Source organism: Pseudoalteromonas sp. Of11M-6 (assembly GCF_022347905.1).
In the GTDB taxonomy this organism is placed as follows: Bacteria; Pseudomonadota; Gammaproteobacteria; order Enterobacterales; family Alteromonadaceae; genus Pseudoalteromonas.
Genome location: NZ_JAKRFW010000009.1, coordinates 45,406 through 61,943, shown reverse-complemented (window position 1 = coordinate 61,943; position 16,538 = coordinate 45,406). Strand labels below are relative to the sequence as shown.

10 protein-coding genes (1 of these 10 running past the window's edge) are annotated in these 16,538 nt (G+C 45.3%); 2 read left to right on the top strand and 8 right to left on the bottom strand.

Annotated elements, in window-relative coordinates; all coding sequences use genetic code 11:
• Window positions 1–380 precede the first annotated feature (380 nt).
• On the top strand, window positions 381–1,496 hold the full coding sequence (locus MHN32_RS06540; RefSeq protein ID WP_211867117.1) for a Fic family protein: 1,116 nt from the start codon (window positions 381–383) through the stop codon (window positions 1,494–1,496).
• 596 nt (window positions 1,497–2,092) lie between these two features.
• Entirely contained in the window at window positions 2,093–2,839 is a 747-nt protein-coding gene (locus tag MHN32_RS06535; protein ID WP_239421244.1) for a hypothetical protein, read from the top strand.
• Between the two features lie 43 nt (window positions 2,840–2,882).
• On the opposite strand, the gene MHN32_RS06530 is transcribed toward MHN32_RS06535, so the two are convergent.
• The 8 genes from MHN32_RS06530 to MHN32_RS06495 all read right to left on the bottom strand — a co-directional run.
• Window positions 2,883–3,944: a DUF6765 family protein gene (locus MHN32_RS06530; protein ID WP_239421242.1), complete on the bottom strand. Its 1,062-nt coding sequence runs from the start codon at window positions 3,942–3,944 to the stop codon at window positions 2,883–2,885.
• A gap of 69 nt (window positions 3,945–4,013) precedes the next feature.
• On the bottom strand, window positions 4,014–5,093 hold the full coding sequence (locus MHN32_RS06525) for a prohibitin family protein (RefSeq protein ID WP_239421240.1): 1,080 nt from the start codon (window positions 5,091–5,093) through the stop codon (window positions 4,014–4,016).
• Window positions 5,090–6,751, bottom strand: coding sequence for a cyclic peptide export ABC transporter (locus tag MHN32_RS06520; RefSeq protein ID WP_206473035.1), 1,662 nt, complete (start codon window positions 6,749–6,751; stop codon window positions 5,090–5,092). Before MHN32_RS06520 ends, MHN32_RS06525 begins: the two co-directional genes overlap by 4 nt.
• Before the next feature lie 155 nt (window positions 6,752–6,906).
• Window positions 6,907–7,083 (bottom strand): hypothetical protein, encoded by a 177-nt coding sequence (locus MHN32_RS06515; protein ID WP_017217212.1) that lies wholly within the window; start codon window positions 7,081–7,083, stop codon window positions 6,907–6,909.
• 80 nt (window positions 7,084–7,163) lie between these two features.
• A complete protein-coding gene (locus MHN32_RS06510) occupies window positions 7,164–7,724 on the bottom strand; it encodes a DUF697 domain-containing protein (protein WP_010607109.1) in 561 nt (186 codons plus the stop codon).
• Between the two features lie 266 nt (window positions 7,725–7,990).
• Window positions 7,991–9,367: a serine hydrolase domain-containing protein gene (locus tag MHN32_RS06505; protein WP_239421239.1), complete on the bottom strand. Its 1,377-nt coding sequence runs from the start codon at window positions 9,365–9,367 to the stop codon at window positions 7,991–7,993.
• A gap of 81 nt (window positions 9,368–9,448) precedes the next feature.
• Window positions 9,449–10,417 carry a TauD/TfdA family dioxygenase gene (locus tag MHN32_RS06500; RefSeq protein ID WP_102057605.1) on the bottom strand — a complete coding sequence of 323 codons (969 nt, stop codon included), beginning with the start codon at window positions 10,415–10,417 and terminating at the stop codon, window positions 9,449–9,451.
• A gap of 32 nt (window positions 10,418–10,449) precedes the next feature.
• Window positions 10,450–16,538, bottom strand: the 3' portion of a protein-coding gene (locus MHN32_RS06495) for a non-ribosomal peptide synthetase (protein WP_239421345.1). It continues 5,980 nt past the right edge of the window; 6,089 of the gene's 12,069 nt are visible here — the last part of the coding sequence; its start codon lies off the right edge, out of view; it ends in the stop codon at window positions 10,450–10,452.

Sequence of the window (16,538 nt, the reverse complement as noted above, 5' to 3'; positions counted from 1 at the left end):
TTTACTCATAATCGTTAGGTCCCTGGTTCGAGTCCAGGTGGGGCCACCATTTCACCCTAAAAAAGCCTTTAAAATCAAAGCCTAAATCTAAGATTAAGAAGTGTTTAACTTTTTTACACTATAATACGTTACCCTAAGCAAATTCTTTTATCTATCAAACTCTGAAATAGCACTTTTAAATCTCGATGGATTGTTTCAATCTGCTTTATCGTTTTGTCTTTCACTGCAGAGGCTTTTCGATCGATATTCAAAAGCCAGACTAACGGATTACTCCCTTATTCTCTTAGCCTTTCATCTAGTCGATTCATGATGTGATTGCCCGATTTAATCACATCATGTTATGATTTGATTAAGAGGGTTTTCGCATCATAGGTATGAAAATGTGGATTTGGGAACAAGTTCGGTGGCCCAATTTTACTTGGGACAAAGATAAAATCGAGCCTCAATTAAGAAGCGTCCGTTTACATCAAGGGGTCCTTCTAGGAAAAGTGCTCAGCCAAACAGCAAACCACAAGCAAAGCATGTTGGATACCTTACTTGCAAACATTGTTCATTCGAGTGCTATCGAAGGCGAAAAGCTAAATGCCTTTTCGGTGCGCTCATCATTAGCGAACAAACTCGGATTATCTGAAGAAAGGCCATTTCCGACTTCCGCTCGTACCGATGGCCTTGCTGAAATCATGCTGGACGCAGTGGATAACTTAGAGGTGCCATTGTCGATAGAGCGACTCTTGCATTGGCACAAGCGCCTTTTTGTAGAAGACGATACATTGTTCAATTCAGTTGTTGGCGGCCAACTGCGCGGTGACGAACCAATGCACGTTGTATCGGGTAGACTTGATAGGCCAACAGTCCATTTTGAAGCACCGGGACGAGAACTTCTTGATCGTGAGTTAGGAGTATTTATTTGTTGGTTTAATGAGTCGCGCATACAACCGAGTTTAGATCCCCTACTTAGAGCTGGAATTGCGCACCTCTGGTTTGTCACTTTACATCCATTTGACGATGGTAATGGCAGGCTCACTCGTTTATTGACTGATTTAGCGCTTGCTCAAGCTGAGCGCCAATCAGTCCGGTTTTATGCAATGTCGGTTTCTATCTTGGCTCGACGAAAAAGCTATTACGACATATTGGAGCAAACTCAAAAAGGCTCGTTAGATATAACTGACTGGCTGGTCTGGTTTTTAGATACATTAGATGAAACTTTTGCTCAGGTGCTTCAAGAGATTGATAAGACAACAATCAAAACAAACTTCTGGCGTAATATCAACCAAACTCAGCTAACCGCAGAACAAGTTAAGGTGCTTAATAAAATGCTTGATGGTGAGTTCGAACAAGGCATCAACACCTCACAGTACCATAAGGTAGCAAAAGTGAGTAAGCCAACCGCGACACGCCACTTAACTTGGCTGGTCGAATTAGGGTGTTTGGTTAAAAGCGAAGCTGGTGGGAGAAGTACTCGATATACATTGGCGCAAATGGAAGTCGATAAATAGATAAGTCGGTTTCAAGCAAGTTGCTGTCGTTGATTTGTATGCGAGGGCTGACCCCTCGCATGTTTAAAGTTGGGCAGAATATTAATGCCAAGAAAGAGCGTGAATCGAACGTTGATAAAGCCACTATTTGCATGCAATGCAGCCTAATTTAGCGAGTAGTGCACTTCGGGGTTGAATTCGCGCTTAAGCTTACGCCTAACTTCTTGTTCATCTTTTCTATTCATTTAAAACCTCAACTAACACATTATAAATATACAGAAATGTGTCAGCCAAGGTCTAAAGATTCACAACTTACAACTGGAAAAGCCATAAGCGCATAAAGCTTTTTACCTAATGTTGGCGAATAGAAATGATTTTCCCATATCAACATACTGTCCACTTCCTCTCTAATAACTAGAACCTCTAATCACTTGAACTCCATTCATCTAACGCTGGCTAAACTCTAAGTATTTATATCCACATCACGCACCACTCCAAATAGCAGTTGCAGTAATTAGATAATTGCCAAAACCAGAAAAATCAAAAAGTTGCATGAAGTTACATTTACCTTATATTGAGACTGAATAAAAAACAAACACAACTGTAAAGGAAAGACTATGGTTACATTCAACACTCGACTACTTGCGATGGCATTGGCTTGTAGTTCCACTTCTGTTTTGGCTACTCAGGTATTTTATGATCAGGATGGTGCTGGAGATCATTCGCAGTATCAGGGCGCACCTGTTGATTTTATCTCAGCTCGTGCAGGCACAACTGAGTACTTTAATGCGCTCACGGGCGGCTTAGCGGCGGATGAATGCCATCAATTTGAAGTGGTTAATACACAAACCGGCGATTTGATTGCTCCTCTCACATTCAACGCGCCCTTTATTTCTGGCCCACTGCCTGCGGAGCATAAGCTGACAGAAAAGTCGCTTAAACTCAGCTGCACCTTACCCTCAGGTGAAGAGGCGGTTGTTTATCACAAGATACCCAAGGCTCCCGCCGTTGTATGGCACAGTGAAATCACAGTGGCTGATTGGCAAACGCCGAGCAATGGCCCAGAGTATTTTGCGGATGTTCAATATACCGGCTTGATTAATATTAATAACAACTCGCACCAAGGCCAGTGCCGTAAAACCAACTACGTCAGTGGTAACCCAGAATTTTTCAATGAAAGACATCAAGGTGGATTTTATAGTGATGTCTTGAATGTTGTGGGTGAGGCTAAATACAGTGGTTTTTATAAAGTACTGGTGACAGAATTAATTTGTAAAAACTCGGGTGGTACGGCTCGCCTTGTCGAAACTTGGCATATTAACCAAAATTCACAATCCCGCGAGCTTTCTTCCGAGCTATTTTAAACACAAAAATAGTGCAGCCTTGCTGCACTTACTTTACTGAAGTTTAGCTCACACAAATTCCGTATTTGGGTAAAATATCATCAATGATACAGAGGCGATGCTTTTTGGCTGCATCGTGAAAATACTTCCAGTTAGAAGTTAAGAATTCACTGCGAAATGAATAGCTATCGTCGTCACCTTTAGCACGGGTTGTACCTAGCGCTTGGTGTTTCCACGACCCTTCACCTTTTGCAATGTAAGTTAGGGTATAACTTCCAAGCCCAAATCGGTTAGCTTCAATGGCATCAAGCCATAGTTGATGACGTTCTTCACCATCATCCATATCAAATTCAGCAAAGCACTGCGCTATTTTTTGCTTTAATGACTCACTCAAGCCACTTGTAGCCTCGCCTAGATAGTCTTGATAGACTTTACAGAGCTCATCGGCTGCGACCAGAAAATCGCTTGGATTATCTCGCACCACTTTCTCGCCCAATCCGTTGATGTAACTCCACTGCTGATGAGGCTGATCAGGGTGGGAAAGCGCCTGCCCATGTCCTAAACTTGGAATATCATCTTGAAAAACATCAGAAAAGTATTCGCTTATTCGCTCGCGCCAAGTCTCTTCTGCTTCACCATTCAAGTCCATTATTTCAGTCACTTCATTGACTTCATGCTGTATGCCAGCAAATCCCTGATGCCCCCAAGTATCAATAAAGACATGAGAGGTAATACCAAGACGGTGCAATCCATAAGGCCTATGCTTATCTGCAATACACTCAGCGACCATATCTTTTGCTACATGGGAATGTGGCTTACACACTAGCTTTTGAATAAAGGTGCCTGACGGATTTTGCCCAGCAGGTAAACCGCCATTACCCGGTAGGAAATGAAAAGGTACCCACACTTTCATGTTCTTTAAGCTGTCTAGGTTTTTATAATCGAGCATCTTATGGGCAGTTGCGATGCGCTCGTAAGCAGCACCGTTATCAAACTTGATGTGACCATAGTTTGTTGCATCATCAACGTATTGTGCCGCGTGAGCAATAATTTCAGCCTCTTGGTCAGTGAATCCCGCTGCGCGTGCGACCACCCACGTCATGCCATGATGTAAATCAATTTGCATTTTTCGTTGTCCTTCTCTTTTCCTTTATCGCCACAGTGTAGTCCGTGACACTGAAAATGTAACTATTCCTTACTTTGATTTAGCTGCATTAGGTGTTTGTGGCTCTTGGCTTTGTGGATCCATAGCATTTGGGTTAACCGAAGCAGGCAAAGCAGATGTGCTGCCCTCCGTATTTAAAATCAATGGTAGACCATCTTTACCACTGCCTATTACCACCACTTTTGCGTTATTAGATTTCGCCAATTCTATGGTTGCTTCTATGCCGCGCCATCTTAGATAAGTTTCAGAGATCCCACCACTCACCGTTTCTTGAAAGTCGGCTATCCCCTGAGCCTCCACTTTCTTTCGCTCAGCCTCTTTTTCAGCAACATCTAAACGCATTTTATATTCTTGATATAGGTGCATTTGATTCACCTTCGCAACAATCGCACTATGCACACCTTCAGGAATATCAACCTGACGAATAAGCATATCGTCTAAATTAACCAAATTGTGCCCTTGCATTTCGCTTTTTTCTTGTTTGAGTATCGACTTCTCTTGTAGCTGAACTTCTCTCAACACAGTGCTTAACAGTTGATCTTGGATCTTTAATCGCTGATTAGCATAAACCTCTTCAGCGGTATAATCAGAAACAATCATGCGAACCGCTGATGCAACTTCAGGGATCACAATTTCATCTAAATAATCCTCTCCAACTAATTTATGTAGGTAGGGAATATGTTCCACAACAGGACGGTATCGCACTGTTATTTCCATTTTGATCCTGAGCCCCTCGGAGGTAATGGCGTGGATCTCTGTGGTCGCAGTTTGAAATCGACTCGAATAAATCGTCAACGTATCCCAGGGATAAACCAGCACCGTGCCCTCATAAAATGGATGTTCTACGAACGTACCGCCGCCAAGGCGCTTCCACAGCACTCCAACTTGACCTGAGTCGACTTTAATAAAAATAACTTTGACCAATGCAACGGCAATAAACAGTAGAATAAGTAACGTCACACCTGCGCGAAAACGCCAAGACAAAATACGCTTATGCCACTTGGGCTTGTAACGCTTTAACACCCGCATGAGCAAATTAGATAGGATCAGTGCCAGTATTAAGCCGCCGGCGACGAGTAAGGCAAAATCCCCTGAAATATTAATGTTCATGATGGTACTCCATTACTTTCACTGTCGAGGTGTGCTAACAACTGACCTTCCTCCATTTTTAAGTGCACATCGGCCAAATGGAAATAGGCGTCGTCATGGGTGATGGCAATAATGGTGTTACCACGCGCTTTTAAACGAGGTAACACTTGTTCGTAGAATTTTCGTCTAAAGATAGGATCTTGATCTGCCGCCCACTCATCAAAGATGTAAATGGGACGATTTTCTAAAATGGTACTCAAAAGCGCTAAGCGCTTGCGCTGACCTGATGATAAATCTATGGTGCTAAACGCCCCATTTTGAATACCCACTTTGGCGCGCATCTCTAAAAAGTCCAACCATTCGTCGATTTCTTCAGTACTCAAATCACGAATACCATAGAGCTGCTGGAACAAATGAAAATCTGCAAAAACGGCTGTGAATAGGCTTCGATAAGCAAGGCGATTATCTTCCGTAACCGCTTTGCCATTCAAAAGGATTTGTCCACTCTGTAATTCATAAAGGCCAGTCAACATCCGTATAAACGTTGTTTTACCGCTACCATTACCACCGGTAATAAAAGTGATTTTTCCTTGCTCAAAGGTGATATCCACCGGCCCCACGGCAAACGGACGATCGCTCGATTTTTTCTGATGTTGATAAAACGCCCCCGCTAAGGTGATGGCACTAAATGAGGTTAGGCTTTCACTCGGTTCAGGTCGTTTAACCTCTTGCTCATCTTGGACATTTTTTAAATCGCGCTCCAATGCTAAGACGTTTTGCGCCGCCTCTGTTGCGGTGGTGAACACAGGGATCCCACCAACAATACTGGTAATAGGGCCGATTAAAAATAGCGATGCGGTGGTGACTTTAATGACCACATCGGTATACACGTCAGAGAGCATAGGGACGATAAACACCATCGCGCCTGTGGCTGCGAAAAAGGTGATTTGCGACAGAATAAAGTCGGTCGCAAACAAGGTTTGGGTTTTGGTTTTTGCACGCCTTGCACGATTCGAATCACGGCGGTACTCATGTTCTAAATCTTCCGCTCTTGGCTCACTGAGCTTTACTTCTTTAAAGCCATCGAGCAAGTCAGATAAGCGTTGAATAAGCTGGTTTTCGCTTTCAAAAGAAATGCGCATGTTGCGCTGGATTTCATTGGCGCGTAATCGGTGAATACTGGCTCCGACCAAAATCAGTGTCGAGATAACCATAAAAGCCACAAAAGAGTGCCAGGCAATATAAAGAGATGTGAAAAACACCAAACTGATGGATTGACCAATGATCACAAACAGCTGCGCCGACTGAGATATGGTCTGTAACTCTTTGCTGATGGTATTAAAGATCCGCTCCTTGCCAATTTTCTCTAGCGTTGACAGTTCGGTATGACGAATGCTTTCAAACAGATCGACTCTCAATTTATCTATAGCACGCTCCACCATTTGCGCGGCTTTAGTCATCAATCTTTGCTGAGTGAAACCATATATTGCAATCGTCAGTGTAAATAGCACCAAGTAGTAAAGAATATGATTTTCTTTATTAATATCAGAGATATTGGCAGCTACGTTGTTGATAAGCGCAAGCACCAACGCGTTGGCCAAACCAGAAATACACCCCAGTGCAATAAAGGTCCTTTTCTTTATCTGAATATGTCGGCGAATTAATTCGTACAATACCATTGTTATTATCTTTTATTGTTATTGGGCTACCGCCCGCGCATGCTACTTAGCATAGTCCCTAAAAATCAAAACTGCCTGTTGGATTTAAATAAATATTGCATTAAAACATTAAGTTATATTTATAAATCGCCCAGTTTTACCGGCAATGTAAGATCTCATTCCTCGTCATTCACCTCTGTGGGCTTGCGCTTTTGCCCAACTAGTAAAATGATCAAGCCAACAATAGGCGTAAACATCAACGAAATTAAAAAGAAGCCCACAGGTCCGGCAAAGGTGTTTCGTCCCCAATAACCAGTTAAAATGCATAACACTAAATATAAAGCGATAAGCATAATTTTCTCCAAGTTGTTGATAAATTCGGTGCGAAGAATAAACCAGCAGTTGCCTGCCGGTTTATGTCAGCCAGTATCGGTTATACTGTGGCTTTTTCCGCTGTAGCTGTTGCGTCCGCATTCCCTTTATTTGCACGATACTTAGCTGCGATGTCTGCGATATCCCCTTTCATACTTGCTAGATTAAGGTCTATCAGCGTGCCGCCATTTTCAAAGTGTCGAACAAAAGTTGCGCCTACTGCGTGTGTTGATGCCGCAGACACAACAGGCATAAATGCGATTGCGCTTAACGTGCCAAGGACAGGAACCGCCTTCAAAAAGCTGCTTAGTCCCGCGCCCCCTAAGGTTTGTGGAAAAGAGCCGCCGATCAATGCGCTTACTGTGCCACGCAGCTTGTTGTCACCATATGATTGACCATAGACTTTTGCTACTTCGCCTATCATCTTCATTTGGATCCCTGTCAACGCCACTAAATCAACCGCAGGAACGGGAATAAACCCAGAGCCAAACGACCATTTTGTGTATTTGTCGACAATCAGCTGAGCAACGGCTGCTCTGTCTTCATCAGCAACAAGTTGTGATTCCTGTTGTTCTGGAGCGTCGCTCGCCTTGTCATCCTTCGCTGTTTTTGTCACTGCCATAATTCATCCTCTATGATTTATTTAAACAGTTGTCGAACTCATCAAGCACCATGTTGGCACTTGCCCTAGTACCCAAAATCAAACAAGTTGCACTTATTCAACTCTGAGCTTTACCGCCTTCATCCATGATGAAGAAGTAAACCTAAGAACAACCAAGGATTTGCACAGTGTCACAAATACAACTGAGCGAAACGTTGCCACCTACTGCAGGCGTTCTATTAATTTGTTTAACCGAGCACGAAAGCTCGGTATTTTTCCCTACCGCGTTATGCCTGATTCAAATCTTGCTGGCATTGCTCGGTACGGTGTTTATCACTATAGAAGATAATGTTGCGGATCTCCTTGGCGATACAATCTGACTCAATCCCCTCTTTCACATAGTTGCTAAACACCATGATGCTTTGATCTCGTTCCAGTAAACGGGTGAAACTGGTCACCCATGAATAGGGGTAACTACCAGAGTACTGTAAAAATTTTTCATACATTCTGAGATTTGCATCGGCTGGGTTTTCGGGGCAATTTGCCACTTTGCCGTACTGGTTTGGGTCGACATAAGTCACAAACCAACCATAGCCATAGTATTCACACTCGTCGCTGCTACCAGTGTTAGAGTAGGGAGCAAAGGCCGCTAGTTTCTGGGTATCGTTTAAGATTTGAGTGCCATACAAGCCTTGATCCCACTTATGCATGTCTTCCACTGTGGAATACAAATCTCCAGCGGAATACAGTACCAAAGGGTTGCTATATGGATTCACTAAAATGTCTTCGTAAGGTGCAGGTCCACCTGTAGCTGGTGGACGACCATTGGCAAGGGGTAAGTATTGGTTTTGATTATAGATATAGCCTGTGGTCATATTTGAATAGACACCAATCGCACTGTAAGAGCCGCTGTCCGTCATGCTAAGCGGGTTTAGAATTTGCTCTTGAACGATATTAGCAAACCAATACTCACGACTAATATTGCCTTGTTTGCCAGCCGCTAGCTGCTCAATGATATTACCGATGAGATAATAGTTACAGTTGCTGTATTCATACTTGCTACCCGGGGTAAATGACGGTGTGCCACTTTGCCCCGCTTCGGCACCACAAGTGCAAAAGCGATTACTAAAATCTTCCGGACCGTTAAGATCTAGACTCGAGTTATATAAATAAGGCCGCCAACCGTAGTTATCGTATACGGCTTCGTTGTCGCTGTAGTTATTGATCCCAGACGACATGGTAAGCAAATGATGTAGCGAAACATCCGCACATTGGTTATCTGGGTACCAAGGCAAGTGATCGCCAATGGTTTCCTGCCGTAAGTCCTTACCATCTAACATCTTCATTAAAATAGCAGCCGAAAACGCTTTGGTATTGGAACCGATGCGATACTTGGACTTAACGCTGTTATCAACATCATATTGCATGTTCTGTGGTCCGCAGTTGGACTGGTACACCACCTTATCAACCGAGGTGATATAAACCGTGCCAAAGAATAGGTTGGCATCGCAATATTCCTTCACCACCGCCGCTATCATTTCTAATTGATTAGGCATAATCGTGTGATTATCTGCGATGCTCTTTTTCTGCAAACAAGAAGCCAGTGCTAAGGTGATGCAAAATAGCATCATCATTCTTAGCCGTAGTTGTATTAGCCATTTCATTTTTTCATTCCTTACATTGCCAACCACGTAACCACTAACAAATGTTGTTGCCCGATTTTCATCGGAATGAGTACCAACTAGTTATGCTGACGCGATATTTGCCATGCCAACTAGTACTTTACGAGTGCCTGTATAGGCCTCTCTGCCATGAGTAAACAGCATATTATCCAGCAGCAAAATATCGTTTCTTTGCCACGGGTAAGCAAAAGTGAGGTCTTGATAAACCTGATTGATGAGCTTGATGTCTTGGTCACTTATTTCGCTACCATCACCAAAAAAGGCGTTACGAGGTAAAAATTCGCTGCCGATACTGTCACGCATTTGTGCACTGAGTTGATTATCTAGGCTCGAGCAGTGGAACAAGTGAGCTTGATTAAACCATACCTTTTCACCACTTTTTGGATGGCGCATGACCGCCGGACGCCATTGCTTGGTTTGTAGCCTTTTATCATCAAGCCAAGTAAATTCGATTTCATTTTGTCGGCAATATTGCTCAACTTCGGCTTTACTCTCAGTCTGAAAAACCTCTTGCCAAGGTAGGTCGATATCACCGTAGTTACGCACGTACTGCACACCTAAACGCTCAAACTTGTCTCTTAATTCACTGGGAATACGACGATATACTTCACGGCTGTCGGCAAGTGGTGTGCACCCACCCGTGGTTGCTGGGATCACACAAAAAAAGCCCATTCGCATCGGCCAAACATTGGAGTAAGCATTTTCGTTATGCTGCAGGATCACTTGATCGGCATGATATTCCGTGGTGGTGTAAATATTGTTGTTCAGTGCCGTTCGTGGCGAAGAGCGATAAACATACTGGCTTAAACGCTCACCAAACAAGGTCTCAAGTATGGCGCTAAACTGATTCGTGCTCACAATATTTAAGCCACGAAGCAATGCAAAACCATCTCGCTCAACCCAGTTATTCACCTCTTGAACGTGGTTTTTCACCCATGCCATACCGCTTTGTTTAACCTCAGATAAGTCATGTATCCGAGGGTCTGCTGCAATCGATGTCGGATCCAATTCCAAAGAAAGTGCGTGATCCATTGTTTTCCCATCCTTAAAAGTATGTACTTTTGCTAGTGCAACACATAGTTGCGCTCAATTATGTTAACCAACTGCCCTACTTGCTCGGCTTGCAGGCAGGACAAATGATCTCCTTTGACTTCATAACAAGAGAGAGAGTGACTAAATGGTTTCCATCCCATGTCTTTATTCACAGGATGGCCTTCAAATTCTTGCGTTTGCTGCGTTTTTACAACACAGATTAGGGTGTCGCTAAGCATAGACGGCATCTCAATATTTGCTCGCAGTTGGGCACTAAAAACTTGTTGAAAGTGGCGTAAATGCGCATCACTAAAGTTAAATCCAGCTTGATGTATCCAGTGATTGAGATAGGCAATGCGTGCTGGAGCATCACCTTGCTTATAGGCACTGATTTCAGCATCAGAGACACTGAGGCGAAAAAACGTTATCAGATTATCCAGCATCATTTGTGCGATTTGCGCTTCATCTAAGTTAAGCGCTGGGTTGCTCGGTACAGGCGTATCAATCACAGTTACCGAACAGCCAATTCGACCTTGCTGCTCAAGTAAAGTGGCAAGTTGATAGGCGATAAAGCTGCCAAAAGAATGTCCGACCAAATGCACTTGCTCACCAAGTTCAGCGCCTGCTAATACACTCAAGTAATACGCTGCGGTGTGTCTAATCGAGGTTAGCGTCTCGGGTTCCTCGGCTAGCGCCTCTGGCTGCAAGCCATAAACGGGTATACGGCTATCAAGCCCATTCACTAACGCATGAAATGCCATTAACCAACCCCCCGCTCCCGCAATCAACACCACTGGTGTAAAACCAAGCTCGCCCTCTTGCAAACACACTAAGGTTTCAAGCGATTGAGGTTTACCATGACATTCGCCGAAACTATCCCTCAATGCTTGAATATACTGGCTGAGCCCACGCACAGTCGGATGCTCAAAAAGTGCCGACAGTGGCAAATTGAGTTGTAGGTGCTGATTAATATCACCCACTAAACGCATCGCTAATAGCGAATGACCACCTAAATTAAAGAAGTTATCGTCAAGGCACACTCCATCCACCAGCAAACGACTAGCAAACTGCTGCACTAATTGAGTTTGTAGTGGTGTAAGCCTTTCCAGCTTAGCCTCTTGCCGCAAGGGTTGAGGCGGAGTGTATGATCCGGCCAGCGCAATGAGCTGTTTGCGATCTACTTTGCCGTTCGTTGTCAGCGGAAGTTGGCTAACTGATTGAAACAACTCAGGGACCATGTAAGTGGGTAGTACTGCGCGTAATTGCGCTCGCAGAGCTGCATCATTCACTTCCGTATGTTGCGTTGGCTGCACAAATGCCACTAATTGCGCGTTGTTACTGCTATCTTCACGCACCACCACAGCACACGCAGCAACTTCGTCTAGCAGCTGAAGTTGCCGCTCAATCTCACCCAGTTCGATGCGGTAACCGCGCACTTTAACTTGGTCATCACCACGGCCTAGATACAGCAATTCATTTGAGGCTAAGCAGCAAGCACGATCGCCGGTTTTATAAAGTCGCTGGCCGCTATTTGGCTCAATGATAAAGGCCTGCTGCGTCTTTTCTTCGTCATTGAGGTAGCCTCTGGCAAGGCCAATACCTGCAATGTATAAATCCCCTTCCACACCGGTAGCCACCGCTCGAAGCTGTTCATCAAGTAAATATAAAGATAAACCCTCGACGGGTTGACCGATCGGCACGCGTGCACCGCGGAAGTGTGTGACATCATTAAGGGTTGCAGAAATGGTTGCTTCGGTCGGGCCATAGGCATTAATAATTCGAATATGGTCGCCATAGCGCTGCTGCCAATCGGTGAGCGCGGCAATCAGCATTTGCTCGCCACCTATGGTGATGATCCTCAGCGAGGTTGGCAAGGTGACTGAAGTCGCTGCAAGTTGATGCCAATACGCCGTTGGTAAACTCATCAGTGTTAACTCGGCATCTTGGCTTAATTGCGCCAGCTTGTTGGGATCCAACATGTCGTCTGTCGGTGCCATCACCAAGGTTGCACCACGAAGTAAAGTACAAAAGACCTCTTCCGCAAACACATCAAAGCTCATGCTAGCAAATTGCAGGTAATTGTCGCTGGGCGTAATCGCATATTGCGAGGCTAATGCCTGCACATAATTGGCGACACTGGCATGCTCCACCATCACCCCTTTTGGCATGCCCGTGGTGCCCGAGGTATAAATTACATAACAGAGGTCGTCAACCTGGCATGGCGCAGTAAAGCAACGGCTAGGCTGCTCAGCCAAAGCGCCCTGAATACTATCTAAATCGACTTGAGGCACCACCTGCTCCGAGCTACCCTGCCAATATTCTGTTTTAGAAACCAGCATGGCTGCATTGGCATTTTGCAGCAGCAAACGACGTCGAGACTCGGGTAGTGTTGGTGCAATTGGTAGATAAGCTGCGCCCAATTTGAGCACCGCAAGCATAGCCACAATAAGCTGGTAATTCGCCTCTAGACACAGGCCAATAATAACGGGGGCCGTACTCGGCTCTAGTCGTGAAGCAAGGTAATGGGCGAGCTGATTGGCGTCTTTATCCAGCTGTGAATAGCGATAACAGCGAGCCTCCCCAGAGGCGGTACTATATTCACGAATAGCAATATGCTCAGGAAATTCAGCAGCAACTTGAGCAAATAATTGCTGAATTGGTATATTTGGCGTTTGATATTGCACCGCTTGCGCCAGTGAAAAAGTAGGTAGAGGCAATGCCTTGCTGTACTGCGCGTGTTGAGGCTGCCAAGACAATTTCCCAAGTGTTTGTTCGGGCTGTTGTGTCGCAGCTAACATCAGCTGCTGCATCGCCGCAAGGCTTTGCTCGATAAACACTTCATCAAAGCATTGCTGCTGATAGCTCAGCGTGAGCGATAAACTCGCCCCTACGCCGACCACAAAGGTCAATGGGTAATGTGTTTCGTCAACTTCGCTTAAGGTTGTTGCAATAAATGGCAGCGCAGCGCTATTTTGCAACGGATCTTGCGGATAATTTTCAAAAACATACAAGCAATCAAACAATGGACTGTCGTTCTCAATACCCGACCACTGATGAACTTGTGTCAGTGGTGTATGCGGGTGCTGCGCCAATGCCGTAAGCTGCGACTTCACCGCTTGCAGGTAATCTTTCACACGCGCAGCTTGATCTATCCCGACATGGACCGCTTGCGTATTGATATACAAGCCAACGCGCTGCGCCATTCTACTAAGCGCTGTAGGTCTGCCCGCAATGGTTTGACCAAATAAGGCATACGGTTCGTTGCAGCAATTTGCCACCCAATACGCCCAGAGCCCTTGGATAAACTGATTGACGGTAAGTCCTTGTTCGCCTGTAAAGCGAGTCACGGCATCTTGCAGCGATTGCGGTAAAGTCACACTAAGTTCTTTAACACCAGCCGCTTTATTTTCAGTGTGATTTTCAGTGTGAAGTACCTTTTCGCTGAGTAATGTGGGCGCGGTAACTCCACCCAGATACTCCCGCCAAAACGCTTCGTCGCGGTCAACATGCGTATGCAAATATTCGATATGATCGCGGAAATTATCTACCACAATGGGCCGTAACTCACCTTGGCAACGGGCTTGATAAAATGCCAATAATTCAGCAAATAATACCGGCAGCGACCAACCATCCATGATGAGATGATGATAAGTCCAAACCACCCCAACATTGCCATCCTCAAAAGCAATTAACTTCAATCGCATACAAGGCGCTTGTGAAAGCCTAAGCGGCTCGGCAAGCTCCACCGCGGCCTGTGATTTCACTATTTGCGATTGCTCTTCTGCAATGACACTGCTGTGCAGCAGTTTGAGTGGCACATCGGCATGTTTACAGACCACTTGCAGCGGCTCGCCAGCAACGTCTATAAATGCCGAGCGTAATATGCTGTGCTGCTTAATCAATTGCTGCCAAGCATAACTCAGCGCTTCAATATCTATACTTCCTTGCAACAATAAGCTGGTTTGCTCGACGTAAGGTAGCGTGCTTTGAGCGTGCGCCTCTCGTGCCGTTTGACTGTGAAACCACATGCCTTGCTGCAAACCAGTTAGAGGGTAAATATCCTCAACTTCACCTTCAACCTGCTCAACTATGCGCTGTAACTGCCGTTCAGAAATGCCGCTGAGAAGTGCAAAGTCACTGACTGTGTAATGACGTTGAGGCTGGGATTGGCAATGCTCGATGACCTGAATTAGACTTTCGAGTATCTCTTTACTTAATCGCTCTGCTGCTTCAGATGCTAAGCGCAGGCTGTCAAACTCTAACGTTAACGCCAATTGACCATCGACAACTGCCGCCGTTAGTTGTGCTCCAAAGTAACTGAGGTTTGACTTTGCAACCAAAGTGCCAGTCGACTCACGAGCATCTCCCAGCAAACCTTGTTGCTCAATAACTGTATCTAGCTGGCCTAAATAGTTGAAAAACAGTAAACCTCGGGTATCAATCTCAAGCGACGAGCGAACGTTTGGTTCTGGGTGTAAATACCGCGCTGCACCATAACTACTGGCGACTTTAGCGCTCCTTTCAAGCTCTGCCTTGATACTGCAAATCACATCATGCAAGCGGCTACCATTACTAAATAACTGCATTGGATAGAGCGCCGTTAACCAGCCAATGGTCCGGCTGCTATCCAGTGATTTCGTCAGTAACTCACGACCGTGTCCTTCTAGCATGATCACTTCACGGTCTACACCGCGCTTTTGCGCACACCAAGCAAGCGCACTAAGCAGCAATGCTTGCGCCGTCGTACCGTAACTGGTGTTGGCGGATCCCAGTAGCGCACGGGTGTGCGCTGCTGACAATGTGTGGCGAACTTTGGCTATGGTTGGGGTCGCGCTTGTATCTTTAAGACTCAATAAGTGCGAAGTTTCAGCCAGTGCAGCCACCTTCTGCCATTTGCGCAAACCACGCTCATCGGTTGCAAGTTCACGATAAAAATCGGCAAGTTCAGCCAAATTCGCGCTTGCAGCAGGAAGCTCCAGCGGCACATTGTTTGTTTGCTGCTGTAATAGCTGACTTACATCTTCAAGTAACACACGCCAAGAGACGCCATCCACTAGCAAGTGATGTGCGCTAAACAGCAAGCGATTGTTGGCTTCGCCGTCAGGTGTAACAAATAACACTGCTTTAAACAGTGGCGTGCCAGTAAACGCAAAACCTTGCTGCACTTGCTCACTGAACTCGCTCAGCTCAGCTTGCCATACGTCACGCTCAAGCGTATGCGCCGTAAATACCTTTTTAATATCAATGCCATCATGTACAAATAGGGTATTTTCATCCGCAACCACCAAACGTAGCGCATCGTGCTGAGCTATCAAGTACCCTATCACTTGCTTGAGCTGCGCTGGTGTGACGGATTTATCTACACTCACCAACACGCTTTGATCCCAATGACTGGGTTTGGCAAATTGTTGGGCGAAAAACCAATGCTGAATTGGTAATTTATCGAGTTGACCAACCAATGGCTGCCTTTCTTTACCCATAGTCAGGCGAATATCTTGCTGGGCAAGTCTTGCTGCAAGTGCCGAAACACTGGGGTAGGTAAACACGTCGGTAGCACTAACAGGTAACTTGAGTGCTTTGGCTTTACTTGCGATTTGAATACTCAAAATAGAGTCGCCGCCCAACGCAAAATAGTCATCTTCAGCGGTCATCGATGGTGTATTTAATACCTGCCGATAAATCGCCAGTAACTGGGCTACGATGCTGTTAGCCTGTGGTGTGACCGCGCTCGGCTCGGTTACTGTGATAGTCTGTTGAGTTTTACCAAGTGTTGCCAAGGCACGATGGTCAACCTTGCCATGCGGTGTCAAAGGTAGCCTTGCGAGCATAACAAAATGCTCTGGCACCATATAACTTGGTAGTCTTTCCTTTAGCTGGGCTTGAAGCACTTGAGGCTCAGTTGTTGTTACCACAAATGCCTGCAACTGTGGCTGCCCTGATGCGCTTGTGGTTATCTGAACCGCACATTCTTGTACGCTCGATAGCAGCCCAATTTGCTGTTCAATTTCGGCCAGTTCAATACGATACCCTCGCAGTTTTACTTGTCCATCGTTACGACCCATATAGGCGATACGGCCGCTGCTAAGCAGGCGAACCAAATCTCCCGTTTTATAGGCTCGCA

What these genes read in the sequence shown, in the direction of transcription:
- MHN32_RS06500 (WP_102057605.1), bottom strand. Translation starts at nt 10,417, where the DNA reads ATGGATCACGCACTTTCTTTGGAATTGGATCCGACATCGATTGCAGCA.
- MHN32_RS06530 (WP_239421242.1), bottom strand. Translation starts at nt 3,944, where the DNA reads ATGCAAATTGATTTACATCATGGCATGACGTGGGTGGTCGCACGCGCA.
- MHN32_RS06515 (WP_017217212.1), bottom strand. Translation starts at nt 7,083, where the DNA reads ATGCTTATCGCTTTATATTTAGTGTTATGCATTTTAACTGGTTATTGG.
- MHN32_RS06505 (WP_239421239.1), bottom strand. Translation starts at nt 9,367, where the DNA reads ATGAAATGGCTAATACAACTACGGCTAAGAATGATGATGCTATTTTGC.
- MHN32_RS06525 (WP_239421240.1), bottom strand. Translation starts at nt 5,093, where the DNA reads ATGAACATTAATATTTCAGGGGATTTTGCCTTACTCGTCGCCGGCGGC.
- MHN32_RS06520 (WP_206473035.1), bottom strand. Translation starts at nt 6,751, where the DNA reads ATGGTATTGTACGAATTAATTCGCCGACATATTCAGATAAAGAAAAGG.
- MHN32_RS06510 (WP_010607109.1), bottom strand. Translation starts at nt 7,724, where the DNA reads ATGGCAGTGACAAAAACAGCGAAGGATGACAAGGCGAGCGACGCTCCA.
- MHN32_RS06540 (WP_211867117.1), top strand. Translation starts at nt 381, where the DNA reads ATGTGGATTTGGGAACAAGTTCGGTGGCCCAATTTTACTTGGGACAAA.
- MHN32_RS06535 (WP_239421244.1), top strand. Translation starts at nt 2,093, where the DNA reads ATGGTTACATTCAACACTCGACTACTTGCGATGGCATTGGCTTGTAGT.